The organism is Streptomyces sp. NRRL S-920 (genome assembly GCF_000717945.1).
Taxonomy (GTDB): Bacteria; Actinomycetota; Actinomycetes; order Streptomycetales; family Streptomycetaceae; genus Streptomyces; species Streptomyces alboniger.
Genome location: NZ_JODF01000019.1, coordinates 1 through 24,282, shown reverse-complemented (window position 1 = coordinate 24,282; position 24,282 = coordinate 1). Strand labels below are relative to the sequence as shown.

Sequence of the window (24,282 nt, the reverse complement as noted above, 5' to 3'; positions counted from 1 at the left end):
CGCGGCCCGCACCCCGAACGGTGTTTTCAGTCAGACGACGAACGCCTGCTCAGACGGCGAGCGCCTGGGCGCGGCGCTTCACCTCCGTGCCGCGATTCTCGCTCAGTGCCTGCGCGGGGGTGCCGGGCAGGGTCGGGTCGGGGGTGAAGAGCCACTCGATCATCTCTTCGTCGGAGAAGCCGTCGTCCCTCAGGAGCGTCAAGGTGCCGACGAGGCCCTTGACGACCTTGTCGCCGTCGATGAAGGCGGCGGGCACCTGGAGCGTCCGGTTCTCACCACGGCGTACGGCGATCAGCTGGCCCTCCTTGACCAGCTGGCGCACGCGCGTGACCTCGACATCGAGCATTTCGGCGATGTCGGGGAGGTGGAGCCAGGCGGGGACGAGAGCGTCTGTCTTTGCGTCAATCTCGGTCACCGTCCCAGGGTATCTCCGGCCGGGGGTCCGGGCGCCTGCGCCGGTCAGGGGCGCTCTACAGTGCCGCCCTCTTGAGCGGGACCGAGGGGTCCGCTGCCAGGGCCGGGTCCAGGGGGGTGGCCGATTCGATCAGTTTGCGGCCCTGGGCCAGGTCCCTCGGGCGGCCCACCGCGAGGACCGCCACCAGGGCGCCCTCCCGCAGCCAGCACGCCGACCACGCCACGCCGGTGGGATCGCCCCGCCACACCAGTTCGTCGTCCGGCGCGTGATGGCCCGCGTACTGCACGAAGCGGCCGAACTGCTCCGACCAGAAGTACGGCACGGGGTCGTACACCGCGGGGGTGTCGCCGATGATGTTCGCCGCCACCGTGCGCGGGCCCTGGAGGGCGTTGTCCCAGTGGTGGACGAGCAGGCGCTCGCCGTACCTCCCCGAGGGGAAGGAGGCGCAGTCGCCGACCGCGTAGACGTCGGGCGCCGAGGCGCGCAGGTGGTCGTCGGCCACTACTTCGCGGTGGGCTCCGAGTTCGATGCCGGAGCCGGTCAGCCAGGCCGTCGCGGGCCGGGCGCCGATACCGACGACGACGGCGCCGGCGGGCAGGCGGGTCCCGTCGGCCAGGACCACCGCGCCCGGTTCGACGTGCTCCACGCGCGCGTGGGTGCGCAAGTCGGCTCCGGAGTCCGCGTACCAGCTCGCCATGGGGGCGGCGACGGCTTCGGGGAGCGCCCCGGCCAGCGGCCGAGGCGCGGCCTCGACCACGGTGACGGCACAGCCCGCCTCGCGCGCGGCGGTGGCGAACTCGGCGCCGATCCAGCCCGCCCCCACGACCACGATGTCGTGCTGCTCGGCGAGGACCGGCCGCAGCCGCGCGGCATCGTCCAGGGTGCGCAGGAGATGGACGCCGGGGACGCCTTCGGTACCCGGCAGCCGGATCGGTTCGGCGCCGGTCGCGAGGACCAGGACGTCGTAGGCGACGGGGCCGTCGGCCGTGTCCAGTTCGTGGTCGGCGGGGCGCACCCCGGTGACCTCGCGACCCAGGGTCAGGCCGATGCCGAGCGCCTCGAAGTCGATGTCGAACGCGGAGCCCTCCGCCTTGCCGAGCAGCACCGCCTTGGACAGCGGTGGTCTGTCGTACGGCTGGTGGGGTTCCGCGCCGATCAGGGTGACCGTGCCTGCGAAACCCTGCTCGCGCAGGGCCACGGCGGTCTGCACCCCGGCCATCCCGGCGCCGACGATGACGACATGCCGCTCCCCCTGCCGCTCCGCCCGCCCGCCCTGCCGCCCGCTCTGCCTCTGCTGCTCGCTCACCCGATCACTGTAGGGCTACTGCCGCCCGGGGCGACGGGCTAGGGTGGCCGGTGCAGAGCACTCGCGGGAGCCCGGACGCACCGGGCTGAGAGGGAGGCTGGACGGCCTCCGACCGTACGAACCTGATCCGGGTCATGCCGGCGAAGGGAGGGGCTGGACGCCCATGCAGCCATGTACACCACCGGTGGAAGCGAAGACTCCGCAAGACGTCCTCGTCGTAGGGGGCGGGATCATCGGCCTGGTCACGGCCTGGCGGACCGCGCAGCGCGGGCTCTCGGTCGCCGTCGTGGACCCCGAGCCCGGCGGCGGCGCCGCGCAGGTCGCGGCGGGCATGCTGGCCGCCGTCACGGAGCTGCACCACGGCGAGCAGACACTGCTCGGGCTCAACCTCGCGTCCGCGCGGCGCTATCCGGACTTCGCGGCCGAACTGGCCGAGGCGAGCGGCCGTGAGGTCGGTGATGCCGGTGACGCGGGCGGCCTCGGCTATCGCGCGTGCGGCACGCTCGCCGTCGCGCTCGACTCCGACGACCGCGCCCACCTGCGCGAACTGCACGCCCTCCAGCGCCGCTCCGGTCTTGAGTCGGAGTGGCTGAGCGGCCGCGAGTGCCGTCGTCTGGAGCCGATGCTGGCGCCGGGTGTGCGCGGCGGACTCCGGGTCGACGGCGACCACCAGATCGACCCGCGCAGGCTCGCGGCGGCGCTCCTGGTGGCCTGCGAGCGGGCGGGCGTGGTCTTCCACCGCGCGTGGGCCGAGCGGCTGTCGGTGGTACGGGACCGGGCCCGGGGCGTGGTCCTCGCGGACGGCACGGAGCTGCACGCGGCTCAGGTGGTGCTGGCGGCCGGCAGCCTCAGCGGGCGCCTCGCGGGCGTCCCCGACGACGTCCTGCCGCCCGTACGGCCGGTGAAGGGGCAGGTGCTGCGGCTGCGGGTGCCGAAGCCGTACGCGCCGTTCCTGAGCCGTACCGTGCGCGCGGTCGTGCGCGGCAGCCACGTCTACCTCGTGCCCCGCGAGAACGGCGAACTCGTCGTCGGGGCCACCAGCGAGGAGCTGGGCTGGGACACCACGGTCACCGCGGGCGGCGTCTACGAACTCCTGCGCGACGCCCACGAACTCGTACCCGGCATCACGGAACTGCCGCTGACCGAGACCCGCGCGGGTCTGCGCCCCGGCTCGCCGGACAACGCGCCGTTGCTCGGCCCGACGCGGCTGCCCGGCCTCCAGCTGGCCACCGGGCACTACCGCAACGGCGTCCTGCTGGCGCCCCTGACGGGCGACGTCATGGCGCACTGCCTGACCACCGGCGAACTGCCCGCCGAGGCACTTCCGTTCACGCCCGCGCGCTTCACCGCCCCGCCGCCCCCCATCCCCGCGCAGTCCTTCACGGAGCAACCCGCATGAGTACGCCTTTCCCCGCTTCGCTCTCCGTCTCCATCAATGGAGAAGTACGAGAGGTGGCCCCGGGCACCACGCTCGACGCCCTCGTCGCCACCCTCACCGCGGCGCCCTCCGGGGTGGCCGCCGCCCTCAACGAAACCGTCGTCCCGCGCGCGCAGTGGTCCGGTACGGAACTGGCCGCGGGTGACCGCGTCGAAGTACTCACCGCCGTCCAAGGAGGCTGATCAGGCCATGGCAGACGACCCCTTCGTCCTCGGCGGGCTCACGCTCTCCTCGCGCCTGATCATGGGCACGGGCGGGGCGCCCAGCCTCGACGTCCTGGAGCGTTCCCTGGTCGCGTCCGGCACGGAGCTGACCACGGTCGCGATGCGCCGCCTCGACCCGGGCGTGCGGGGCTCGGTGCTCTCCGTACTGGACCGGCTCGGCATCCGCGTCCTGCCGAACACGGCGGGCTGTTTCACCGCGGGCGAGGCCGTCCTCACCGCCCGTCTCGCGCGCGAGGCGCTCGGTACGGACCTGGTGAAGCTGGAGGTGATCGCGGACGAGCGCACGCTGCTGCCCGATCCGATCGAGCTGCTGGACGCCGCCGAGACCCTGGTCGACGACGGATTCACGGTCCTTCCGTACACGAACGACGACCCGGTGCTCGCGCGGAAGCTGGAGGACGTGGGCTGCGCGGCGGTCATGCCGCTCGGCTCCCCCATCGGCTCCGGACTCGGCATCCGCAATCCGCACAACTTCCAGCTGATCGTGGAGCACGCGCGCGTGCCGGTGATCCTGGACGCGGGCGCGGGCACGGCGTCCGACGCCGCGCTCGCGATGGAGCTGGGGTGCGCGGGCGTGATGCTCGCCTCGGCCGTGACGCGGGCGCAGGAGCCGGTCCTGATGGCGGAGGCCATGCGGCACGGCGTCGAGGCGGGGCGCCTGGCGTACCGGGCCGGGCGGATCCCGCGGCGGCACTTCGCACAGGCGTCCTCCCCCGCGGAGGGCCTGGCACGGCTGGACCCGGAGCGGCCCGCCTTCTGAGGGGCCGTGCGCAAGGCCGCGCGCGGGCGGGGGCCGGCCTGTTACAGCTCGGCTTCAGTCCAGCCCTGAATTCACCCGGGCGGGATGGGCTGTCGGTGCCGGCTCGTAGACTCCCCTGCGTGGACACGACCCTTCAGGACCCCCTCGTCGGGCAGCTGCTCGACAGCCGATACCGGATCGAGGGGCGCATCGCGGTCGGCGGGATGGCCACGGTCTACCGGGCCGTGGACACCCGCCTCGACCGCGTGCTCGCGCTCAAGGTGATGCACCCCACGCTGGCGGCGGACGCCTCCTTCGTGGACCGCTTCATCCGCGAGGCCAAATCGGTCGCCCGCCTCTCCCATCCGAACGTGGTCGGCGTCTTCGACCAGGGCACCGACGGGTCGTACGTCTATCTGGCGATGGAGTACGTGGCGGGCTGCACCCTGCGCGACGTCCTGCGTGAGCGCGGCGCGCTCCAGCCGCGGGCCGCGCTCGACATCCTGGAGCCGGTCCTCGCCGCGCTCGGTGCCGCGCACCGCGCCGGGTTCGTGCACCGCGACATGAAGCCGGAGAACGTCCTCATAGGGGACGACGGCCGGGTCAAGGTCGCCGACTTCGGGCTCGTCCGCGCGGTGGACACCGTCACGAACACGACCGGCACCGTCCTCGGGACCGTCTCCTATCTCGCTCCCGAGCAGATCGAGCACGGCACGGCGGACACCCGCGTGGACGTGTACGCGTGCGGGGTCGTGCTCTACGAAATGCTGACCGGCGCCAAGCCGCACTCCGGTGACTCCCCCGCCCAGGTGCTCTACCAACACCTCAACGAAGACGTGCCGCCCCCGTCGGCGGCCGTCCCCGGGCTCGCCCTCGAGCTGGACGAGCTGGTGGCCTGCGCCACCGCCCGCACCCCCGACGTCCGGCCGTACGACGCGGTGGCCCTCCTCTCCCGGCTCAGGGAGGCACGGGCCGCGCTCAGCGAGGAGCAGCTGGACGCGGTCCCGCCGCAGGCCCGCACGACGGGGCACGACAACGCCGAGGACCGCACCAGCGTCATCCCGCGCGCGGCGCGCTCCGTACAGCTTCCGCTGCCCGCCGAGGGTGCTCAGGGCGGGCCGGACGGCCAGGACCCGCTGAACCGCACCAGTGTCCTGACGACGACGCCGCCCGCGCCTCCCGCGCGGGCCCGGTCCGGGCGCGGCCGCCTCGACCCGCGCCGCCGCACGCTGGTGGTGGTCGCCGCGGTGCTGCTGGCCCTCGGCCTCGGCGCGGGCGTCTGGTACATCAACTCCGGGCAGTTCACGAAGGTCCCGCCGCTGCTCGCGAAGACCGAGGCGCAGGCGAAGCAGCGCCTTGAGGACGCCGGGCTCGAGGTGAAGGACGTCAAGCGCGCCTACAGCGACACCGACAAGCGCGGCACGGTCATGGACAGCGACCCGGCGGCGGGTGCGCGCATCCGGCAGAACGGCCAGGTGACGCTGACCGTCTCGCGCGGCCCGGAGACCGTGAAGGTGCCGGACGTCAAGAACATCCCGCTGGCCACGGCGAAGAAGGAGCTGAGGAACTCCGGTCTCGCCCCCGGCATGGTCAGCAAGGCCTTCAGCGACGCCGTCAAGAAGGGCTCCGTGATCAGCACGGACCCGCGGGCCGGGTTCACCCGCAAGGCGGGCTCCGCCGTCGCGCTGGTCGTCAGCAAGGGCCGCGAGGTCAAGGTCCCTGACGTGGTGGGCGAGTCCGCGGCGGACGCCACCGCCGATCTGGAGGAGGCCGGGCTCAGGGCGGAGATCGTCTCGAAGCGCGTCCCCTCCGACGAGGACAAGGGCGATGTCGCCCGGCAGTCCCCCGGGGAGGGCAGGCCCCTCGCCGAGGGCGACACGGTCAAGCTGACGATCTCCAAGGGCCCGCCGATGGTCGAGGTCCCGGACGTGACCGGGATGGACGTCGACGACGCCGTGAAGGAGCTGGAGGCCGCGGGCTTCGAGGTGGACAAGGACCGCGGTCTGCTCGGCCTCTTCGGGGACACGGTGAAGGACCAGTCGGTGGACGGGGGCGACGAGGCCCCCAAGGGGTCGACGATCACCATCGAGATCCGCTGAGACCCCGCGGCTCCTGGGGGCGGGGTAGCTGCCCCGCCCCCAGGAGCCGCCCCCAGGCCCCGCCCCGGAACCGCAGGCCCCGCCCCGGACCTCCGCAGGCCCCGCCCGTGATGACCAATCCCACCCCGCTCCGGTGCCCGTCCGCCCCCGTGCCCGTGCCACCCTTGACGGTGTGAGCAGCAACAAGTCCCCCCTCATGGCGTCCCTGGGCGCCGCCTCCCGTAACCCCGTCGGCGGTCATGTCCCCGTCGCCGGGGGCCTCGCCTCCGTGGGTCTGTCCTACGCCCGTGATCTCGGCGCGGAGGCCGTCCAGGTCTTCGTCGCCAACCCGCGCGGCTGGGCGACCCCGCCCGGCAATCCCAAGCAGGACGAGGCGTTCCGCGCGACCTGCGCGGCCGAGGGCATTCCGGCGTACGTCCACGCGCCCTACCTCATCAACTTCGGCTCGCACACCGAGGCCACCGCCGAGAAGTCCGTGGACTCCCTGCGGCACTCGCTGCGCCGGGGACGCGAGATCGGGGCGCTCGGAGTCGTCGTACATACGGGTTCGGCGACGGGCGGACGGGACCGCGAGGTCGCCCTCAAGCAGGTGCGCGAGCTGGTGCTGCCCCTGCTCGACGAGCTGACGCACGACGACGACCCGCATCTGCTCCTGGAGTCCACCGCCGGTCAGGGCGCCTCCCTGTGCTCCCGCACCTGGGACTTCGGTCCCTATTTCGAGGCGCTGGACTCCCACCCCAAGCTGGGCGTCTGCCTGGACACCTGCCACATCTTCGCCGCGGGCCACGACCTGACCGGCCCGAGCGGCATGAAGCAGACCCTGGATCTCCTCGTGGACACGGTCGGCGAGGGCCGCCTGAAGCTCGTGCACGCCAATGACTCCAAGGACGTCGTCGGCGCCCACAAGGACCGTCACGAGAACATCGGCACCGGCCATATCGGCGAGGACCCCTTCCGCGAGCTGATGCTGCACCCCGCCACCGAGGGCGTGCCGCTGATCATCGAGACGCCCGGCGGCAAGGAGGGGCACGCGGCGGACGTGGCGCGGCTGAAGGGGCTCAGGAGCAGCTAGAAAACACTTGAAGAGTACCCCCCGGGGGTATACGGTTCCTGTCGAGCGGCAGGAACCGCTATCCGACGTTGGGGGCTACTCATGCAGCACGACACACACGCCGAGCACACGCACCACGGGCACGGCGAGGAGCACGGTCACAGCCAGAGCCACGGCCATGGCCACAGCCACGGCCACGGCCACCACGGTCACGGCCACCACGGTCACGACCACGGCACCGGCCCCGGCGTCGCCCCCGGCAAGGTCAGCTGGCGCATGGCCGCCCAGGCCACCCTGCACTGCCTCACCGGCTGCGCCATCGGAGAGGTGCTCGGCATGATCATCGGCACCGCGCTCGGCTGGGGCAACGTACCGACGATGGCCCTCGCGATCGCCCTGGCGTTCACCTTCGGATACGCCCTCACGCTGCGCGGCATCCTCAAGGCGGGCGTCGACTTCAAGACGGCGTTCCGTGTCGCGCTCGCCGCCGACACCCTCTCCATCACCGTGATGGAGCTGATCGACAACGGCGTGATCGCGCTCTGGCCCGGCGGCATGGACGCGCACCTGTCGGACCCGATGTTCTGGTGGCTCCTCGCTTTCGCGCTGGCCGCCGCCTTCGTGATCACCACGCCGGTGAACAAGTGGCTGATCGGCCGCGGCAAGGGCCATGCGGTGGTGCATCAGTACCACCACTGACCAGCGGCGACGCGGCGCCGACACGCGTGGAGCCAGGGCTGGAGCCAGAGCGAGAGCTAGAGTTCGGGGCCGTCCCCGGGCTCTTCCTGGTAGGAGTAGCGCTGCTCGCGCCAGGGGTCGCCGACGTTGTGATAGCCGCGCTCCTCCCAGAAGCCGCGGCGGTCGGCGGTCATGTACTCGACGCCGCGGACCCACTTGGGGCCCTTCCAGGCGTACAGATGGGGCACCACGAGCCGCAGCGGGAAACCGTGCTCCGCGGTGAGCAGTTCACCGCCCTTGTGGGTGGCGAAGATCGTGCCCTCGGCGGCGAAGTCGGCCATCCGCAGATTCGAGCTGAAGCCGTACTCCGCCCAGACCATGACGTGCGTGGCGTCGGCGGCGGGCGGCGCGAGGTCCAGGATCGTACGGGCCGTCACGCCGCCCCACTCGGCCCCCAGCATGCTGAACTTCGTGACGCAGTGCAGGTCGCCGACGACCGTGGCGTACGGCAGGGCCGAGAACTCCTCATGGGTCCAGCAGTGCTTCTCGCCGTCCGCGGTGGCCCCGAAGACCCTGAACTCCCAGCGCTCGGGGCGGAACTTCGGCACCGGGCCGTAGTGCGTGACCGGCCAGCCGCGCTGCAACCGCTGACCCGGCGGAAGCTCCGGCTCCGCTGCCTGTCGAGATGCGCGTTCCGCCGGCTGACCCATGACTCCATCCTGACAGACCGTGGACGGTGGACGTGACCAGACGAAGTCTGACAGATACGGATTCGGGCAACTCCTACTAAGCGTGCACTTACTGGACGGCTTCCGAACGCCGGTGCAAAGATGCGCGCTACCTGCCCAGTTACCCGTGTGGAAGGAGCCTCTGCGATGCAGGGCGACCCCGAGGTCATCGAATTTCTCAACGAGCAGCTGACCGCCGAGCTGACGGCGATCAACCAGTACTTCCTGCACGCCAAGATGCAGGAGAACTTCGGCTGGACGAAGCTCGCCAAGTACACCCGCGCAGAGTCGTTCGACGAGATGAAGCACGCGGAGGTGCTGACCGACCGGATCCTCTTCCTCGACGGCCTGCCCAACTACCAGCGGCTCTTCCACGTCCGGGTGGGCCAGACGGTCACCGAGATGTTCCAGGCGGACCGGCAGGTCGAGGTGGAGGCGATCGACCGCCTCAAGCGCGGCATCGAGGTGATGCGGACCAAGGGCGACATCACGTCGGCCAACATCTTCGAGTCGATCCTCGCGGACGAGGAGCACCACATCGACTATCTCGACACCCAGCTGGAACTGGTCGAGAAGCTGGGCGAGCCGCTGTACCTCGCGCAGCTCATCGAGCAGCCCGAGGGCTAAGCAGCCCGAGAGCTAGGCGGCCTGCCGGGCCGGCTCGTCCAGGCCGGAGAGCACCGGCTCACCCTGGTCGGCCAGCTCGCGCCGCGGGCACGCGCCCCGGCCGAGCAGCGCCTGGATGCGGCGTACGCACGAACCACAGTCCGTGCCCGCCTTGCAGGCCGAGGCTATCTGGCGGGGGGTGCAGGCACCGTCCTCCGCGTGCTTCTTCACCTGCGCCTCGGTGACCCCGAAGCAGTTGCAGACGTACACGCGGCTCACCTCCCGGAGGGGACGGACGGACAGGACTCATCGGTAGCGCCGTCCCGATTGATCGGTGAGGCTAACCTAACCTTACCCACGACTCCCGGCACACAAAAGCCCCCGATACGCCGGTGGGGCGCGGATCACATGGATCCGCGCCCCACACGTACGTACAGCCTTGCGGGCTACTGGTCGCGGTACATCTCCGCCACCAGGAACGCCAGGTCGAGCGACTGGCTGCGGTTGAGCCGCGGGTCGCAGGCCGTCTCGTAGCGCTGGTGGAGGTCGTCGACGAAGATCTCGTCGCCGCCGCCCACGCACTCGGTGACGTCGTCACCGGTCAGCTCGACATGGATGCCGCCCGGGTGGGTGCCGAGGGCCTTGTGGACCTCGAAGAAGCCCTTGACCTCGTCGAGCACGTCGTCGAAGCGGCGGGTCTTGTGACCGGAGGCCGCCTCGTAGGTGTTGCCGTGCATCGGGTCGGTGATCCAGGCGACGGTCGCGCCGGACGCGGTGACCTTCTCGACCAGCTCGGGCAGCTTGTCGCGGACCTTGTCGGCGCCCATACGGACGATGAAGGTCAGCCGGCCGGGCTCGCGGTCGGGGTCGAGGCGCTCGATGTACTGGAGCGCCTCCTCGGCCGTGGTGGTCGGGCCGAGCTTGACGCCGATGGGGTTGCGCACCTGGGAGGCGAACTCGATGTGCGCGCCGTCCAGTTGACGGGTGCGCTCGCCGATCCAGACCATGTGGCCCGAGGTGTCGTACAGCCGGCCGGTGCGGGAGTCGACGCGGGTCAGCGCGCCTTCGTAGTCGAGCAGCAGCGCCTCGTGGGAGGCGTAGAACTCGACGGTCTTGAACTCCTCCGGGTCGGTGCCGCAGGCCCGCATGAAGTTGAGCGCGTTGTCGATCTCGCGGGCCAGCTGCTCGTACCGCTGGCCGGAGGGGGACGACTTCACGAAGTCCTGGTTCCAGGCGTGCACCTGGCGCAGGTCGGCGTAACCGCCCGTGGTGAAGGCGCGGACCAGGTTGAGCGTGGAGGCGGAGGCGTTGTACATCCGCTTCAGGCGCTCGGGGTCCGGGATCCGGGCCGCTTCGGTGAAGTCGAAGCCGTTGACGGAGTCGCCCCGGTAGGTCGGGAGCGTCACGCCGTCGCGGGTCTCGGTCGGCTTGGAGCGCGGCTTGGAGTACTGCCCCGCGATGCGGCCCACCTTCACGACGGGCACGGACGCCGCGTACGTGAGGACGGCGCCCATCTGGAGCAGGGTCTTCAGCTTGTTGCGGATGTGGTCGGCCGACACGGCGTCGAAGGCCTCGGCGCAGTCGCCGCCCTGGAGCAGGAACGCCTCTCCCTTGGCGACAGAGGCCAGTCGGGCACGCAGCTGGTCGCACTCGCCCGCGAAGACGAGCGGGGGATACGACTCGAGGTCCGCGATCACATCGCGCAGAGCCTCGGCATCGGGGTACTCGGGCTGCTGCGCCGCGGGCAGGTTTCGCCAGGTGTTGCCACCGGTAGCGGTGGTCTTAGCGTTCACGGTCACCTCGTCAACATTACGGGGTCGGGCGCGGCGTCCATTCACCCGCTCACCAAGTGAGACGGAGCAGACACGGACGAGCGGCCCCGCCGCGCGGCCCGCTCGCCCGCGCTCGGCGCCGCGAGGGCGAGCCCCCGGTGCGCGCGGCGGAGCATGATGCGGGCCATGAAGGGGTGGACGGGCCTGACCGCGCCCCAGTAGAGCCGGGAGCGCCAGGTGTCCGCCCGCACGGCCGTGCACAGCGTGACGTGCCGCTCGTCGACCAGGATCGAGGCGCGGGCGGTCAGGCCCGCCGTGTCCACGTCCATCAGCAGCTCGCCCCCCTCTCGCGCGATGACGGGGAAGGCGTCTCGCAGGACGCCGGTCCACGCCTGGGGGTCCCGGGGCAGGCCGGGGAGCATGTCCATGCGGTACGCGTCCTGGTATCCGGGCCCTTCCACCGAGGCGCGGAGCAGCCGGGCCTCCGGCGGGACCTCCACGGTCCGGGGCCTGCTCCACCAGAGGCGGTGGAGCAGCCGCAGCCAGGGCGACCAGCGGACGGGACGTGCGCAGCCGCCTGCCACCGCGCGCTCGATGTTGTCGAACAGCTCTTCCATCATCGAGTCGTGGGCGGGCCGGACGGCGGTCGGCCACAGGAGCCGGTCGATACCGCTCCAGCGCGCCTCCAGGACGTGCCGCACCAGGCAGCGCCCCTCGTCCAGCCGCTCGACGGTCAGCTCGTGGAAGCCCTCGTCCGGCGGGCCCGGCGGGGTGAAGGCGAAGCGGACGCGGCGGCCCGGTTCGTAGGCCGTGACCTCGTACCGGATCGGGCCGTGGCCGCCGGTCGCGCCGACGCCGAGGGGGCGGTCGAAGGTCATCGGCTCCCAGGCCGGGGTGGGGAAGATCGGGTCGTCCTCGGCGGACAGCCGGTCGAGCAGCGCCCCGACCGCCTCCACCGAAGCCTCGACGACCCGCTCGTGTTCGTTGCGCACGACTCCCATGCCGCACCTCCATACGCTGGCGTATGGTCAACCGTACGGTACCGTATGGGCATGGCGCAACGGCAGCGGAAGAAGACCCCGGCGAAACCCCGGCTGTCCGCCGACGACTGGGCGGACGCCGCGCTCACGGCGATCGGCGAGGGCGGCCTCGCGGCCGTCGCCGTGGAGCCCCTCGCCGTGCGTCTCGGCACCACCAAAGGCAGCTTCTACTGGCACTTCACGGGCCGCGACGCGCTCATCGAAGCCGCCCTGGACCGGTGGGCGAAGCTCCACACCGAGGGGATGATCAGCCACGTGGAGGCCGAGCCCGACCTCCGCAAGCGGATCAGGCTGCTCTTCGCCGAGGCGGTGACCACCGCCGCCTCCAGCCCGCTGGAGGTCTCGCTGCTCGCGACCGCCGGGCACCCCCAGGTGGCCGCGGCCCTGCGGAAGGTGACCGAGCGCCGCGTGGCGTACGTCGCCGAACTGTTCGCGGGGCTCGGCTTCCCCGATGCGGAGGCGCGCAGGCGCGGTCTGCTCGCGTACAGCGTCTATCTGGGCCACACCCAGCTCGGTCACGCGGTGCCCTCGGTCCTGCCCGCCACCCCTGAATTCGACGCGTACCTCGACGAGAGCCTCGATCTCCTGATGATGCGCTAAGGTGCCGGACATGCACGCGCAGACGACGACTCGTAACTGGTGGTGGCCCGCTCATCCGGCGGCCCACTGACTGCGCGTACGCAAGACTCGCGAAAGGCCGCCCGAGGGGCGGTCTTTTTTGTTTCCCGGAGTCCCGGGCGCGGCCGTTCCTCTCCGAGTGAGAAGGAACAGAACCGATGCAGCCCACCGTCCTCACCGACCTCCTGTCCGACGACCGCCCGTTCGCCCTGCTGCGCCGCCGCACACCCGGCCGCGACCACGACACCGTCGAGGTCCTCATCGGTCCCACGGGGACCTACGACCGGCTGGCGGACATCCCCGACGGCCTGGCGCTCGTGCCCTTCCGGCAGATCAGGGAGCGCGGCTTCGACGTCCGCGACGACGGCACGCCGCTGACCGTCCTCACCCCCGAGGAGACGTACGAACTCCCGCTCGACACGGCCCTGTCGGCGCTGCCCGCGCACGAGGTGCGGGTCGAGGGCGGCGCCTTCGACGTGGACGACGCGGCGTACGCGGACATCGTGGGGCGCGTCCTGCGCGAGGAGATCGGGCGGGGCGAGGGCGCCAACTTCGTCATCCGCCGTACGTACGAGGGTGCGATCCCCGGATTCGGCAGGGCGGACGCCCTCGCCCTCTTCCGGCGGCTCCTGGTGGGCGAGCGGGGCGCGTACTGGACGTACGTCGTGCACACCGGTGACCGCACGCTCGTGGGGGCGAGCCCCGAGGTGCATGTGCGGATGTCCGGCGGGACGGTCGTCATGAACCCCATCAGCGGCACCTACCGCTACCCGGCCGGCGGGCCGACCCCCGAGGGACTGCTCGCCTTCCTCGCCGACGGCAAGGAGACCGAGGAGTTGTCGATGGTCGTCGACGAGGAACTGAAGATGATGTGCACCGTCGGCGATATGGGCGGTGTCGTGGTCGGGCCGCGCCTGAAGGAGATGGCCCATCTCGCGCACACCGAGTACGAATTGCGCGGCAAGTCGTCGCTCGACGTGCGCGAGGTCCTGAAGGAGACCATGTTCGCGGCGACCGTCACCGGGTCGCCGGTGCAGAACGCCTGCCGGGTCATCGAGCGGTACGAGAGCGGCGGGCGGGGCTATTACGCCGGCGCCCTCGCGCTCATCGGCCGGTCCGCGGGGAGCGGTGGGCGGGAAGGGGGCGTCGGCGCGCAGACCCTGGACTCCCCCATCCTGATCCGCACCGCCGACATCTCCGCAACGGGGAGGCTGCGGGTGCCGGTCGGCGCGACGCTCGTGCGGGGCTCGGACCCGGCGGGCGAGGTCGCGGAGACCCATGCGAAGGCGGCGGGGGTGCTCGCCGCGCTGGGGGTGCGCCCCGGGCGCCCGCGCGAGGAGGGCGCGCGGCCCGCCCTCGCCGATGATCCACGCGTGCGTGCGGCACTGGACGGGCGGCGGGACCGCCTCGCGCCGTTCTGGCTGCGGATGCAGGAGCCGGCCCGCGAGCGGGCCGGGCACGCGCTCGTCGTGGACGGCGAGGACACGTTCACGGCGATGCTCGCGCACGTCCTGCGCTCCCTGGGCCTCGCGGTGTCGGTGCGGCGGTACGACGAGGCGGGGCTGCGGGAGGCGGTGCGCGCGCACCAGGGGCCCGTCGTGCTCGGCCCGGGCCCCGGCGACCCGTCCGACCTCACCGACCCGAAGATGCGGTTCCTGCGCTCCCTGACGGCGGAGGTGCTCCGGGGCCACGAGTACGGCGTGCTCGGCGTCTGCCTCGGACACGAGCTGATCGCGGCCGAGCTGGGCCTGGAGATCGTACGGAAGGACGTGCCCTACCAGGGCGCGCAGACGGACGTCGACCTGTTCGGGCGGGCCGAGACGGTCGGGTTCTACAACAGCTTCGTGGCGCGCTGCGACGACGAGGCGGCGGCGGAGCTGGCCGCGCACGCCGTGGAGGTCAGCAGGGACCGGACGAACGGGGAGGTCCACGCGGTGCGCGGGCCCTCCTTCGCGGGCGTGCAGTTCCATCCGGAGTCGGTGCTGACGTTGCGCGGGACCGCGATCGTGCGGGAACTGCTCGGTCAGCTCCTGGCCGCGGCGGGGACGAGGACGTTCTCGGAGCGGCGGCCCTGTGTGTAGTCCAGGACGTTGCGCAGGGTGGTGTCGATGATCTGGCCGACCGCGTCCGCGGTGTAGTAGGCCTGGTGGGAGGTGACCACCACGTTCGGGAACGTCACCAGGCGGGCCAGGGTGTCGTCCTCGACGACCTCCAGGGACTTGTCGAGGAAGAACAGGCCCGCCTCGGCCTCGTACACGTCCAGGCCGACGCCCGTGAAGCGCCCGGCGCGCAGCTCCGCCACCAGGGCCTCGGTGTCGATCAGCCCGCCGCGGCTGGAGTTCACCAGGATCGCGTCGTCCTTCATCGTCCGCAGCGCGGCGGCGCCGACGATGTGCTGGGTCGAGGGGAGCAGCGGCAGGTGCAGGCTGATCAGGTCGGCCTCGGCGAAGAGCTGCTCCTTCTCCACGTACGTCATGCCCAGCTCGACGCAGGCGGGGTTGCGCACGGCGTCCCAGCCGAGCAGCTCCATGCCGAAGCCGTGCGCGATCCGGGTGAACGCCTCGCCGATCTTGCCGGTGCCGAGCACGCCGACGGTGCGGCCGCGCAGATCGCGGCCCATCAGGCCGTCGAGGCGGAAGTCGAAGTCGCGGGTCCGGTTGCTCGCGCGGACGATGCGGCGGTTGACGGCCATCGCGAGGGTCCAGGCGAACTCGGCCACGGAGTACGGCGAGTAGTACGAGACGCGGGCGACGGTCAGGCCGAGGCGCTCGGCGACCTGGAGGTCGATGTTGTTGAACCCGGTGGAGCGCTGGGCGATCATCTGCGTGCCGCCGGCGGCGAGGGTTTGCAGCACGTGATTGTCCAGGGTCGCGTTGACGCTGGAGGAGATGATCTCGTAGCCCGCGGCGATGGGGGCGGTGTCCTCGTTCAGGAAGACGTCGAGGCAGCGGACGTCGTGGTGTCCCTCGAAGGCCTTCTCGATCAGCGGCCGCTCGTCCGACTGCACGCCGAATGCGAGGATCTCCATGCGGCGAGTCTAAGTACCGCCCGTGGGGACGGCACCCGGAGCGCTGGGTGGGGGCCGTCCCTCGTGTGCCTCTGTCCGCGGGCCGTCGTGGGCTGGTCGCGCAGTTCCCCGCGCCCCTTCGGGGCGCACCTCCGCGGGGCGCACCTCCGCGGGGCGCTCTGCTCAGCCGAAGAACACGCCTACCTCCTCATACAGCGCCGGGTCCACCGTTTTCAGCTTCGCCGTCGCCTCCGCGATCGGGACGCGGACGATGTCCGTGCCCTTGAGCGCGACCATCTTGCCGAAGTCGCCGTCGCGCACGGCCTCGATCGCGTGCAGGCCGAAGCGGGTGGCGAGCCAGCGGTCGAAGGCGCTCGGGGTGCCGCCGCGCTGGACGTGCCCGAGGACCGTGGTGCGCGCCTCCTTGCCGGTGCGCCCCTCGATCTCCTTGGCGAGCCACTCGCCGACCCCGGAGAGGCGGACGTGCCCGAAGGAGTCCTGCGTACCGTCCTTGAGGACCATCTCGCCGTCCTTGGGCATCGCCCCTTCCGCGACGACGACGATCGGGGCGTACGACGCCTTGAAGCGCGAGGTCACCCATGCGCAGACCTGGTCGACGTCGAAGCGCTGCTCGGGGATGAGGATGACGTTGGCGCCGCCCGCGAGGCCCGAGTGCAGGGCGATCCAGCCCGCGTGCCGGCCCATGACCTCGACGACCAGGACACGCATGTGGGACTCGGCGGTGGTGTGCAGCCGGTCGATCGCCTCGGTCGCGATGCCGACCGCCGTGTCGAAGCCGAAGGTGTAGTCGGTGGCGGAGAGGTCGTTGTCGATGGTCTTCGGGACGCCGACGACCGGGACGCCGTACTCGTCGGTGAGGCGCGCGGCGACACCGAGCGTGTCCTCCCCGCCGATCGCGATGAGGGAGTCGACCTCGTACTTGGCGAGGTTCTCCTTGATGCGGCGCACGCCGTTCTCCGCCTTGAACGGGTTGGTGCGCGAGGAGCCGAGGATGGTGCCGCCGCGCGGCAGGATGCCGCGGACCGCGGGGATGTCGAGCGGGACGGTGTCGCCCTCCAGCGGACCGCGCCAGCCGTCCCGGAAGCCGACGAAGCCGTAGTCGTACTCCTGTACGCCCTTGCGGACGATGCCCCGGATGACGGCGTTGAGCCCGGGGCAGTCGCCGCCTCCGGTCAGTGCGCCGATTTTCTTGGCCCCCATGGAGGAGTCCCTTCGCCTCAGTGACCTGACGCGAGTCACGCTAATGGTGATCCAGGTCACCCCGGGACGGGGCGAACGGTCAATTCCTGTGCCACGCTGGGGAGTTGATCACAGGCGTTCACTCTTACGAGGGGTCACGCGTGGTCGGCCTTGTCTGCCTTGTCGCCCTTGTCGATGCCTCGCTCTATCGCGTACCGCACCAGCTCCACCCTGTTGTGCAACTGGAGCTTGCCCAGGGTGTTCTGGACGTGGTTCTGCACGGTGCGGTGGGAGATGACCAGGCGCTCGGCGATCTGCTTGTAGCTCAGGCCCTTGGCGACCAGGCGCAGGACCTCCGTCTCGCGGTCGGTGAGCCGCGGCGCCTTGGGGTCCTCCGGGGTGCCCGCGGCGGGCTCGGTGGCCAGGCGGCGGTACTCGCCGAGGACCAGGCCCGCGAGGCCCGGCGTGAAGACCGCGTCGCCGACGGCCGTGCGGCGCACCGCGTCGATCAGCTCCTCCGTGGACGCCGACTTCAGGAGATAGCCGGTGGCGCCCGACTTGACGGCCTCCAGGACGTCGGCGTGCTCGCCGCTCGCGGACAGGACAAGGACGCGCAGCGCCGGGTTGGCGGCGACGACTTCCTTGCAGACCTGGGCGCCGGGCTTCAGCGGGAGGTTCAGGTCGAGGACCAGGACGTCGGGGGCGGCGGCCTGCGCGCGGCGGACGGCCTGCTCGCCGTCCCCCGCCGTGGCCACCACGTCGAGGCCGGCCTCGGCGAGGTCACGGGCCACGGCGTCCCGCCACATCGGGTGGTCGTCGACGACCATGACCTTGACGGGGTCCGCTCCCCCGCCGGTGTCCGTGGCCGGTCCCCGCGGATCCGCCTGCCGGTCCAGCTGACTCTGCTCGCTCATCGTGTCTTTCCTGCCTTCCCCCGTGTTTCCCGCGCCGCTTCGCGCGGGACTTTCAGTTCCACTTCCGTGCCCTGGCCCGGCACCGAGATCAGCTCGGCCGTGCCCCCGATCTCCCGCAGCCGCCCCCTGATCGACAGGGCGACGCCGAGGCGCCCCTCCCCCTCGGCCTCGGCGAGGCGGCCCTCCGGGATGCCGGGCCCGTCGTCCCTGACCGTAACGATCACCCCGTCCGGCTCGTCCTCGACCAGGATCCAGGCGTGCGCCTCGGCTCCGGCATGTCTGCGGACATTGTCCAGCGCGGCACTGACAGCGGCCGCCAGCTCCCGCGCTGCGGGCGGCGCGAGGAGCACCGGGGCCCCCGGCTCGGAGAGCGTCACCTTCGAACCGGCGTGCCGGGCGAGCAGCGGGCGCAGATCGCGGGGCACCGTGCCGTCGGTGTCGTACTCCTCGTCCGGTTCCTCGACAGCGCGTACCAGCGCGCCCTGCGAGGCGTCCTCCGAGACGTGCGAGGCGGGCACCAGGCCCCCGGCGACCAGGGTGCGCAGCGCCACCTCCTGCTCGCCCGCGAGCCGGCCCAGCTCCGCCGCCTCGCCGCCGATGGCGGTACCGCGCCGCTGCACCATGGCGAGGACCTGGAGGACGCTGTCGTGGATGTCGCGGGCGAGGCGTTCGCGTTCGCGCGTCGCGGCCTCGATCTCCAGGGCGCGGGCGAGGGTGCGCTCGGAGGCGCGGGCCACCTCGACGACGTATCCGATGGCGATGGAGGCGATGCAGACGAGCAGGACGTTGTGGACGGTGTCGCGGCTGAACGCGCCGCGCTGCACCACGTTGGCGACGCCCACCAGCAGGGACGCGAAGGCCGCCCAGCGCCAGCCGCCCTTGATGGCGTAGGCGAGGACGGCCCCGGCGGTCCATATGGAGGGCAGCGTCGGGCCGCCGTCGAGGATCCGCTGGTGCGAGTAGGCCAGCGGCGTGAGCAGGATGCCGGCGATGGCCACGGTCAGATCGCTGACGAGGAACCGCCTGGTGCAGCTCGCGGCGTTCGCCACGCGGGGCAGCGTGCCGATCGTCCAGCCGGCGAGCACGACGAAGTAGGCGATGGCCACCCAGGGGTGGTCGAGCTTCTCGTGCGCCGCCGCGAAGAGCCCGATCGCGTACAGCATCGTCAGGACGCGGTAGCCGACGAGCGCGCGCCAGAGCGGCTGCTCGACCAACATCCGCATGACTCTCTCGCGCTTGGCCATGTCCCCCACCGCCCGCCTTCCCGCCCCTGAACGGACGCGGCTAGGAGCCGGTCCGTTCCTTGTCCCCCGCCTTGTCCCCCGGCTTCTCCGCCGCCCTCTCGGCCGCCCTCTCGGCCGCCTTCTCGAGCGCCTTGGCTGCCTTCGCGGCCTCGGTGATCTGGCGCTTCGCGGCCGTCGCGTACATGTCGACGTACTCCTGGCCGGAGAGCTTCATGATCTCGTACATGACCTCGTCGGTCAGCGCCCGCAGCACGAAGCGGTCCTGCTCCATGCCCTGGTAGCGGCGGAAGTCGAGCGGCTTGCCGATGCGGATGCCGGGGCGCATCAGCTTCGGCATCACCTTGCCGGGCGGCTGGATCTTCTCCGTGTCGATCATGGCCACGGGGAGCACCGGCGCTCCGGTGGCGAGCGCCACGCGCGCGAGGCCGCCCGGTTTACCGCGGTAGAGGCGTCCGTCGGGCGAGCGCGTGCCCTCGGGGTAGATGCCGAACAGCTCGCCGCGCTCCAGGACCTCGATGCCGCTCTTGATGGCCGCCTCGCCCGCGCCGCGCCCTCCGGAGCGGTCCACGGGAAGCTGGCCGACGCCCTTGAAGAAGGCGGCGGTGAGCTTGCCCTTCACACCGGGCGAGGTGAAGTACTCCGCCTTGGCGATGAAGGTCACCTTGCGGTCGAGGACCGCGGGCAGGAAGAAGGAGTCCGAGAACGAGAGGTGGTTGCTCGCCAAAATCGCGGGGCCCTCGGCGGGGACGTTCTCAAGGCCCTCCACCCAGGGCCTGAAGCCGAGCTTCAGCGGCCCTCCGATGGCAACCTTCATTGCGCCGTAGATCAAACCGAGTGCCTCCTGTTTCTGTGGATCAGACCTTAACCCGGGGTACGGCCAATGGGCCCGACGACCCTGGTCGGTGTCAGTCCGGTCGCGTACGGTGAAGTACTCCTCTCCACTCCTCGCAAGCTGTCACCCCCTTTTTCACATCCCCTTGCCCATCAGCCCCGTTGCCACCTCTCACGAAGGAGACCGAAGGTGCCGGTCCTCCCCGGAGCCGAGCCGTTCCGCCACGAAGGCGGCGAGGTCGGCGTCCTGCTCTGCCACGGCTTCACCGGATCCCCGCAGTCGCTGCGCCCATGGGCCGAGTATCTGGCGGAGCGCGGCCTGACCGTCTCGCTGCCGCTCCTTCCCGGGCACGGCACCCGCTGGGAGGACATGCAGGCCACCGGCTGGCAGGACTGGTACGCGGAGGTGGAGCGCGAGCTGCGCGGCCTCCTGGAGCGGTGCACGCGGGTCTTCGTCTTCGGCCTCTCGATGGGCGGCACGCTCACGCTGCGCCTCGCGGCGAAGCACGGCGACGCCATCAGCGGCATCGTCCTGGTCAACCCGGCGAACAAGCTGCACGGCCTGTCCCCCTACGCGCTGCCGGTCGCCCGGCACTTCGTACGGACGACGAAGGGCATCGCCAGCGACATCGCCAAGCCCGGCTCGGTGGAGATCGGCTACGACCGGGTGCCCCTGCACGCCGCGCACTCCATGCGCGTCTTCTTCCGCATGGTCGACGGGGAACTGCCGCAGGTGACCCAGCCGTTGCTGCTGCTCCACAGCCCGCGCGACCACGTGGTGCCGCCCGCCGACTCGGCGCGCGTCCTCAGCCGCGTCTCGTCCAGGGACGTCACGGAGATCCTGCTGGAACAGAGCTACCACGTGGCGACGTTGGACCACGACGCGGACCGGATTTTCGAGGAGAGCTACGCGTTCATCGGCCGGCTCGCCCCCAGCGTCGGTAAGGAAGGGACGGCCACCGGTGGCTGAGCACGAGGCGGACCGCGACGAGAGCCGCGAGCCCGAGAAGGACCTGGAGCCCGAGAAGAGCGCCGGGAAGAACGCCGGGAAGAACAAGGCGCCCGGCGACGACGGGCTGCCGCTGGACGAGGACGCCGCTTGGCAGGCGATCGTCGCGGGGTACGGCGAGGAGCCCGCGGATCCGCCGGGCGCGAAGCCCTTCAAGTCGGTCGAGGACCTGGCGCTTCTGGAGCCCGAGAGCAACGGCCCGGCGGGCGGCCCTGCCAGGGGCGGATCCGGCAAGGACGGCCCCGGCAAGGACACGACCGACCGGGACCCCGACGCCAAGTCCGACGCGGGCGCCGACAAGCCGCTCGGCAGCTCCGTCTCCTTCGCGCCCGGCGTCGGCGGACCGCGCGACTACACCGCCCCGGAGCCCTCCGAGGACGACTTCGACGCGGACGACGAGGGGCACTTCGTGCCTCCGGACCCGCCGGGGCTGCCCGAGGCGGACGTGACGGCCAAGTTCGCCTGGCTCGCGGTGCTCGGCGGCCCGCTCCTCATCCTGCTCGCGGTGCTGTTCGGCTGGCAGATGACATGGTGGCTGACCACGCTCGGCCTCGGCGGCTTCCTGGGCGGCTTCGCCACGCTCGTCATGCGGATGAACAGCGGCGACGAGGACGAGGACGACGACCCGGGACGCGGCGCCGTCGTCTGAGCCTCACCACAGCATCACAGCACGCGCCTCACCGCGCGGCGGGAACCTTGAGGGCGGCCAGGACCGGCAGATGGTCCGTGGCCGCCCTCAAGTCCTCCTCCGTCACCCCGGGCAGCCCCAACGGCACACCGCAGCCGAGCACTTCGACGCCCGGCGTGGCGAAGAGCGCGTCGATGCGCTGGTGCGGATCTCCGGGCGTCGAGGTGTGCTCGCCGCCCCACGGCCGCGCCACCCAGCAGTCCTGAAGCGCGGAGGACAGCCTTCGGAACGTACGGCCGTCAGGACGCTCATTGAGGTCGCCGCCCGCGACCGCGTGCTCCACGCCGAGCCCGGCGAGCCGCTCCAGCAGCATCCCGCCCTGCGCGTACCGCTCGTCGGTCTGCAAGCTCAGGTGACAGCTCAGGACGCCGAGCCGAGCGCCCCCGAAACGGACGACCGCCGTCGCGAAGCCGCGCCGGTGCAGCCCCGGGGTGAGGGGCAGCAGCACGTCCTCGGTGCGCTCCACGGTCGCCCGGAGCGAGCAGAGCAGCGCGGGTCCGGACGCGGTGCCGCCCCCGGAGAGGATCACCAGGTCGGCCGCGCGCGCGAGACGGGCCAGCTTCTTGCGCCAGCGGAAGAACCGCGGCGCCTCCTGGATCAGGACGAGGTCGGGGGCGCAGGCGGCGATGACCCGGGCGAGCGCGTCGGTGTCGTCCCGCATCGAACGGATGTTGTAGCTGAGCACCCGCACGACGGCCGAACCGTCCTCTTCGGTGTGGGAGTTGGGCAGCGTACGGGCCGGGCTCGTCGACATGCCGATCAAGATACGCGAACGCCGAACGGGCGGAGGTCATCCAGCCCGTCCGGCGTTTGAGGACGTGCGCGCGGCGCGATCGACGGCGCCCGTGGCACCGTCGACGGCACTTTGTCGCGGGGTCACATGACCGGGTCGGGCTCCCGCGCCAGGTCCGCCGCGCCGACCAGACCCGCCTTGTTGCCCAGCTGGGCGGCGATGACCTGGGCCTCGGGGCGCCAGGCGGCGCCGACGAGCCAGCGCTTGAAGGACTTGCGGATCGGGTCGAGGACCAGCTCGCCCTCGTCCGAGAGGCCGCCGCCGACGATGAACGCCGACGGGTCGAAGAGCGACGCCAGGTCGGCGAGGCCGGCACCCGCCCAGCGGGCCAGTTCGCGGTAGGAGTCGATGGCGACGGCGTCGCCCTGCCGCGCGGCCATCGAGATGTGCTTGCCCTCGATGCCGTCGGGGGTGCCGTCACCCAGCGAGAGGAGGTACTCCGCGTTCTCGGGTGTCGCGTTGGCCCGCTGGCGGGCGTAGCGCACGAGGGCGCGCCCGGAGGCGTACTGCTCCCAGCAGCCCTGGCTGCCGCAGCCGCAGAGCAGCCCGTCCGGGACCATCCGGATGTGGCCGAACTCGGCGGCCACGCCGAAGTGGCCGCGGCGCAGCTTGTTGCCGATGATGATGCCGCCGCCGAGGCCGGTGCCGAGCGTGATGCAGATGACGTTGCGGTGGCCCTTGCCGCCGCCGAACCTGTACTCGCCCCAGGCGGCCGCGTTGGCGTCGTTCTCCACGACGACCGGCAGACCGACGCGCCTTTCGACCTCGTCCTTGAGCGGCTCCTGCCGCCAGTCGATGTTCGGCGCGAAGTAGACCGTGGAGCGCTGGCGGTTGACGTAACCGGCGGCGCCGATGCCCACGCCGACGATCTCGTGTCCGGCCCGCGCGCCTTCCACGGCGGAGGCGATCGCGTCGACGATGGCCTCGGACGTTCCGGGGGTCGGCACCTTGAAGGTCGAGAGGATGTTGCCGTCCTCGTCCACCACTCCGGCCGCGATCTTGGTGCCGCCGATGTCGACACCGATGGTGAGTCCCATGAATCCCTCAGTTCGATCCAACCCCGCTAGGGCCACCGTACCCGAGGGGGGTCAGTCGAGGTCTATGTGTTCCCCGGGAGCGGGGCCGTCGTCCTTGCGGTCAGGGCCGGGTGCGGGGGTGCCCGGGGTGGCGCCGCGGGTCCAGCGGCCCTCCTGGCCGCGGGCCGCCGAGCGGTAGGCGGCGAGCAGCTCGGAACCGGCGGCGGCGAGGTGGTCGAAGACGTCGGGGTTGCGCTCGATGACCGGCTCGACCGCGGCCTTCGCCTGCTGGACGACCTGCTTCACGGTCTGCTCGACGACGCCCTGGCCGACCGCGCCGAGCAGCGGTGTCTGGAGCCCGGAGAGCTTCTCCGAGACGGCGTCGACGAGCTTGCGCAGCTCCTCGGCGGCCGTGCCGGGCTGCGGCCCGTACTCGGCACGGCGGCGGGCCTGTTCCGCCGCGAGGTCCTCGGCGCACGCCTGCCCCCAGGCGTCGGCGTCGGCTTCGGGGGCTTCGCGCCCGGTGGCATCGCTCATACCACTCGACGTTACCCGAATGGGGGTACCCCGTTCACCGTCCTTGCGGCCACAGGTCCGGGTCCGGCGCGAACCGCACTCTCAGCTCGCCGTCGCGCAGCCCGGCCCCGGCGACCGTGCAGCGGCGCAGCGCGGACGGCAGGGTGACGATGCGGCGGTGGGCCCCGGCGGTGACGACGAGTTCGTCACCGCGCCGGATCAGGCCGAGCTGCTCGCGTACGGCGCCGGGGAGCGGGATGTGCCAGACGTACGCGTGTCCGTCCTCGTCGGCGGGCGCTCGGGTGACGGGCCACTCGATGGGTTGGGGGGCGGCGGGGGCGGCGGCGGGG

At 71.8% G+C, this 24,282-nt stretch carries 26 protein-coding genes, 1 pseudogene and 1 riboswitch; of the genes and pseudogenes, 12 read left to right on the top strand and 15 right to left on the bottom strand.

The genetic code is table 11. From position 1 onward, the window contains the following. Positions 1-49: 49 nt before the first annotated feature. Together IG54_RS0116390 and IG54_RS0116385 are read right to left on the bottom strand one after the other, a co-directional pair. Positions 50-415 (bottom strand): Rv2175c family DNA-binding protein, encoded by a 366-nt coding sequence (locus tag IG54_RS0116390; RefSeq protein WP_030783794.1) that lies wholly within the window; start codon positions 413-415, stop codon positions 50-52. 55 nt (positions 416-470) lie between these two features. Then, complete coding sequence (locus IG54_RS0116385; protein ID WP_030783792.1) at positions 471-1,721, bottom strand: FAD-dependent oxidoreductase; 1,251 nt, start codon at positions 1,719-1,721, stop codon at positions 471-473. Between the two features lie 53 nt (positions 1,722-1,774). Then, positions 1,775-1,887: riboswitch (TPP riboswitch) on the top strand. Here IG54_RS0116385 and thiO point away from each other — a divergent pair. The 6 genes from thiO to IG54_RS0116355 all read left to right on the top strand — a co-directional run bounded on the left by thiO (position 1,885) and on the right by IG54_RS0116355 (position 7,971). Further along, positions 1,885-3,120, top strand: coding sequence for a glycine oxidase ThiO (thiO, locus tag IG54_RS0116380; protein ID WP_030783789.1), 1,236 nt, complete (start codon positions 1,885-1,887; stop codon positions 3,118-3,120). (Overlaps the previous riboswitch by 3 nt.) Further along, the gene (gene thiS, locus IG54_RS0116375; protein WP_030783786.1) at positions 3,117-3,341 is read left to right on the top strand and encodes a sulfur carrier protein ThiS; all 225 of its coding nucleotides are present in this window, start codon (positions 3,117-3,119) and stop codon (positions 3,339-3,341) included. Before thiO ends, thiS begins: the two co-directional genes overlap by 4 nt. 7 nt (positions 3,342-3,348) lie before the next feature. Then, on the top strand, positions 3,349-4,143 hold the full coding sequence (locus tag IG54_RS0116370) for a thiazole synthase (protein WP_030783783.1): 795 nt from the start codon (positions 3,349-3,351) through the stop codon (positions 4,141-4,143). Between the two features lie 119 nt (positions 4,144-4,262). Further along, positions 4,263-6,221: a Stk1 family PASTA domain-containing Ser/Thr kinase gene (gene pknB, locus IG54_RS0116365; protein ID WP_030783780.1), complete on the top strand. Its 1,959-nt coding sequence runs from the start codon at positions 4,263-4,265 to the stop codon at positions 6,219-6,221. Between the two features lie 196 nt (positions 6,222-6,417). Continuing rightward, positions 6,418-7,293 carry a deoxyribonuclease IV gene (locus tag IG54_RS0116360; protein WP_030783765.1) on the top strand — a complete coding sequence of 292 codons (876 nt, stop codon included), beginning with the start codon at positions 6,418-6,420 and terminating at the stop codon, positions 7,291-7,293. 81 nt (positions 7,294-7,374) lie between these two features. Then, on the top strand, positions 7,375-7,971 hold the full coding sequence (locus IG54_RS0116355) for a DUF4396 domain-containing protein (protein WP_030783762.1): 597 nt from the start codon (positions 7,375-7,377) through the stop codon (positions 7,969-7,971). A 56-nt stretch (positions 7,972-8,027) separates the two neighbouring features. Here IG54_RS0116355 and IG54_RS0116350 read toward each other — a convergent pair whose 3' ends face one another. After that, the gene (locus IG54_RS0116350) at positions 8,028-8,660 is read right to left on the bottom strand and encodes a sulfite oxidase-like oxidoreductase (RefSeq protein WP_030783759.1); all 633 of its coding nucleotides are present in this window, start codon (positions 8,658-8,660) and stop codon (positions 8,028-8,030) included. A 165-nt stretch (positions 8,661-8,825) separates the two neighbouring features. Between IG54_RS0116350 and bfr the strand changes: the two genes are divergently transcribed. Then, entirely contained in the window at positions 8,826-9,305 is a 480-nt protein-coding gene (gene bfr, locus IG54_RS0116345) for a bacterioferritin (RefSeq protein ID WP_030783756.1), read from the top strand. Between the two features lie 12 nt (positions 9,306-9,317). On the opposite strand, the gene IG54_RS0116340 is transcribed toward bfr, so the two are convergent. The 3 genes from IG54_RS0116340 to IG54_RS0116330 all read right to left on the bottom strand — a co-directional run bounded on the left by IG54_RS0116340 (position 9,318) and on the right by IG54_RS0116330 (position 12,057). After that, positions 9,318-9,563 (bottom strand): (2Fe-2S)-binding protein, encoded by a 246-nt coding sequence (locus IG54_RS0116340; RefSeq protein ID WP_030783753.1) that lies wholly within the window; start codon positions 9,561-9,563, stop codon positions 9,318-9,320. A 167-nt stretch (positions 9,564-9,730) separates the two neighbouring features. Next, positions 9,731-11,083 carry a class II 3-deoxy-7-phosphoheptulonate synthase gene (locus IG54_RS0116335; protein ID WP_030783750.1) on the bottom strand — a complete coding sequence of 451 codons (1,353 nt, stop codon included), beginning with the start codon at positions 11,081-11,083 and terminating at the stop codon, positions 9,731-9,733. 35 nt (positions 11,084-11,118) lie between these two features. After that, entirely contained in the window at positions 11,119-12,057 is a 939-nt protein-coding gene (locus IG54_RS0116330) for a DUF2867 domain-containing protein (protein ID WP_030783747.1), read from the bottom strand. A gap of 45 nt (positions 12,058-12,102) precedes the next feature. Here IG54_RS0116330 and IG54_RS0116325 point away from each other — a divergent pair, with 45 nt between their 5' ends. The 3 genes from IG54_RS0116325 (at position 12,103) to IG54_RS0116320 (ending at position 14,795) form a co-directional block, all read left to right on the top strand. Beyond that, positions 12,103-12,696 carry a TetR/AcrR family transcriptional regulator gene (locus tag IG54_RS0116325; protein WP_030783744.1) on the top strand — a complete coding sequence of 198 codons (594 nt, stop codon included), beginning with the start codon at positions 12,103-12,105 and terminating at the stop codon, positions 12,694-12,696. Positions 12,697-12,706: 10 nt separating this feature from the next. Continuing rightward, positions 12,707-12,766: a trp operon leader peptide gene (locus IG54_RS43780; RefSeq protein ID WP_106977022.1), complete on the top strand. Its 60-nt coding sequence runs from the start codon at positions 12,707-12,709 to the stop codon at positions 12,764-12,766. A gap of 106 nt (positions 12,767-12,872) precedes the next feature. Next, positions 12,873-14,795 carry an anthranilate synthase family protein gene (locus IG54_RS0116320; protein WP_030783741.1) on the top strand — a complete coding sequence of 641 codons (1,923 nt, stop codon included), beginning with the start codon at positions 12,873-12,875 and terminating at the stop codon, positions 14,793-14,795. On the opposite strand, the gene IG54_RS0116315 is transcribed toward IG54_RS0116320, so the two are convergent. The 5 genes from IG54_RS0116315 to IG54_RS0116295 form a co-directional block, all read right to left on the bottom strand. Next, on the bottom strand, positions 14,738-15,742 hold the full coding sequence (locus IG54_RS0116315) for a 2-hydroxyacid dehydrogenase (RefSeq protein WP_030783738.1): 1,005 nt from the start codon (positions 15,740-15,742) through the stop codon (positions 14,738-14,740). The two genes, IG54_RS0116320 and IG54_RS0116315, sit on opposite strands and share 58 nt — an antisense overlap. Positions 15,743-15,904: 162 nt before the next feature. Beyond that, a complete protein-coding gene (locus tag IG54_RS0116310) occupies positions 15,905-16,942 on the bottom strand; it encodes a 6-phosphofructokinase (RefSeq protein ID WP_030783735.1) in 1,038 nt (345 codons plus the stop codon). Between the two features lie 134 nt (positions 16,943-17,076). After that, positions 17,077-17,748, bottom strand: coding sequence for a response regulator (locus IG54_RS0116305; RefSeq protein WP_030783731.1), 672 nt, complete (start codon positions 17,746-17,748; stop codon positions 17,077-17,079). An 83-nt stretch (positions 17,749-17,831) separates the two neighbouring features. Beyond that, a complete protein-coding gene (gene macS, locus IG54_RS0116300) occupies positions 17,832-19,079 on the bottom strand; it encodes a MacS family sensor histidine kinase (RefSeq protein WP_030783728.1) in 1,248 nt (415 codons plus the stop codon). A gap of 40 nt (positions 19,080-19,119) precedes the next feature. Continuing rightward, positions 19,120-19,905 (bottom strand): lysophospholipid acyltransferase family protein, encoded by a 786-nt coding sequence (locus IG54_RS0116295; RefSeq protein ID WP_078594176.1) that lies wholly within the window; start codon positions 19,903-19,905, stop codon positions 19,120-19,122. 195 nt (positions 19,906-20,100) lie between these two features. Here IG54_RS0116295 and IG54_RS0116290 point away from each other — a divergent pair, with 195 nt between their 5' ends. Continuing rightward, positions 20,101-20,880 carry an alpha/beta hydrolase gene (locus IG54_RS0116290; protein ID WP_030783722.1) on the top strand — a complete coding sequence of 260 codons (780 nt, stop codon included), beginning with the start codon at positions 20,101-20,103 and terminating at the stop codon, positions 20,878-20,880. Then, a complete protein-coding gene (locus IG54_RS0116285; protein WP_030783719.1) occupies positions 20,873-21,568 on the top strand; it encodes a hypothetical protein in 696 nt (231 codons plus the stop codon). The genes IG54_RS0116290 and IG54_RS0116285 overlap by 8 nt, the downstream gene beginning before the upstream one ends. Before the next feature lie 28 nt (positions 21,569-21,596). On the opposite strand, the gene IG54_RS0116280 is transcribed toward IG54_RS0116285, so the two are convergent. The 4 genes and pseudogenes from IG54_RS0116280 to IG54_RS0116265 all read right to left on the bottom strand — a co-directional run. Further along, positions 21,597-22,361 (bottom strand): endonuclease/exonuclease/phosphatase family protein, encoded by a 765-nt coding sequence (locus IG54_RS0116280; protein ID WP_030783716.1) that lies wholly within the window; start codon positions 22,359-22,361, stop codon positions 21,597-21,599. 122 nt (positions 22,362-22,483) lie between these two features. Continuing rightward, positions 22,484-23,437, bottom strand: a complete 954-nt coding sequence (locus IG54_RS0116275) for an ROK family glucokinase (protein WP_030783713.1) — start codon at positions 23,435-23,437, stop codon at positions 22,484-22,486. Positions 23,438-23,488: 51 nt separating this feature from the next. Continuing rightward, a complete protein-coding gene (locus tag IG54_RS0116270; protein ID WP_030783710.1) occupies positions 23,489-23,953 on the bottom strand; it encodes a DUF5304 domain-containing protein in 465 nt (154 codons plus the stop codon). A 34-nt stretch (positions 23,954-23,987) separates the two neighbouring features. Next, a pseudogene (locus IG54_RS0116265) lies at positions 23,988-24,282 on the bottom strand (hypothetical protein); the annotation flags it as partial.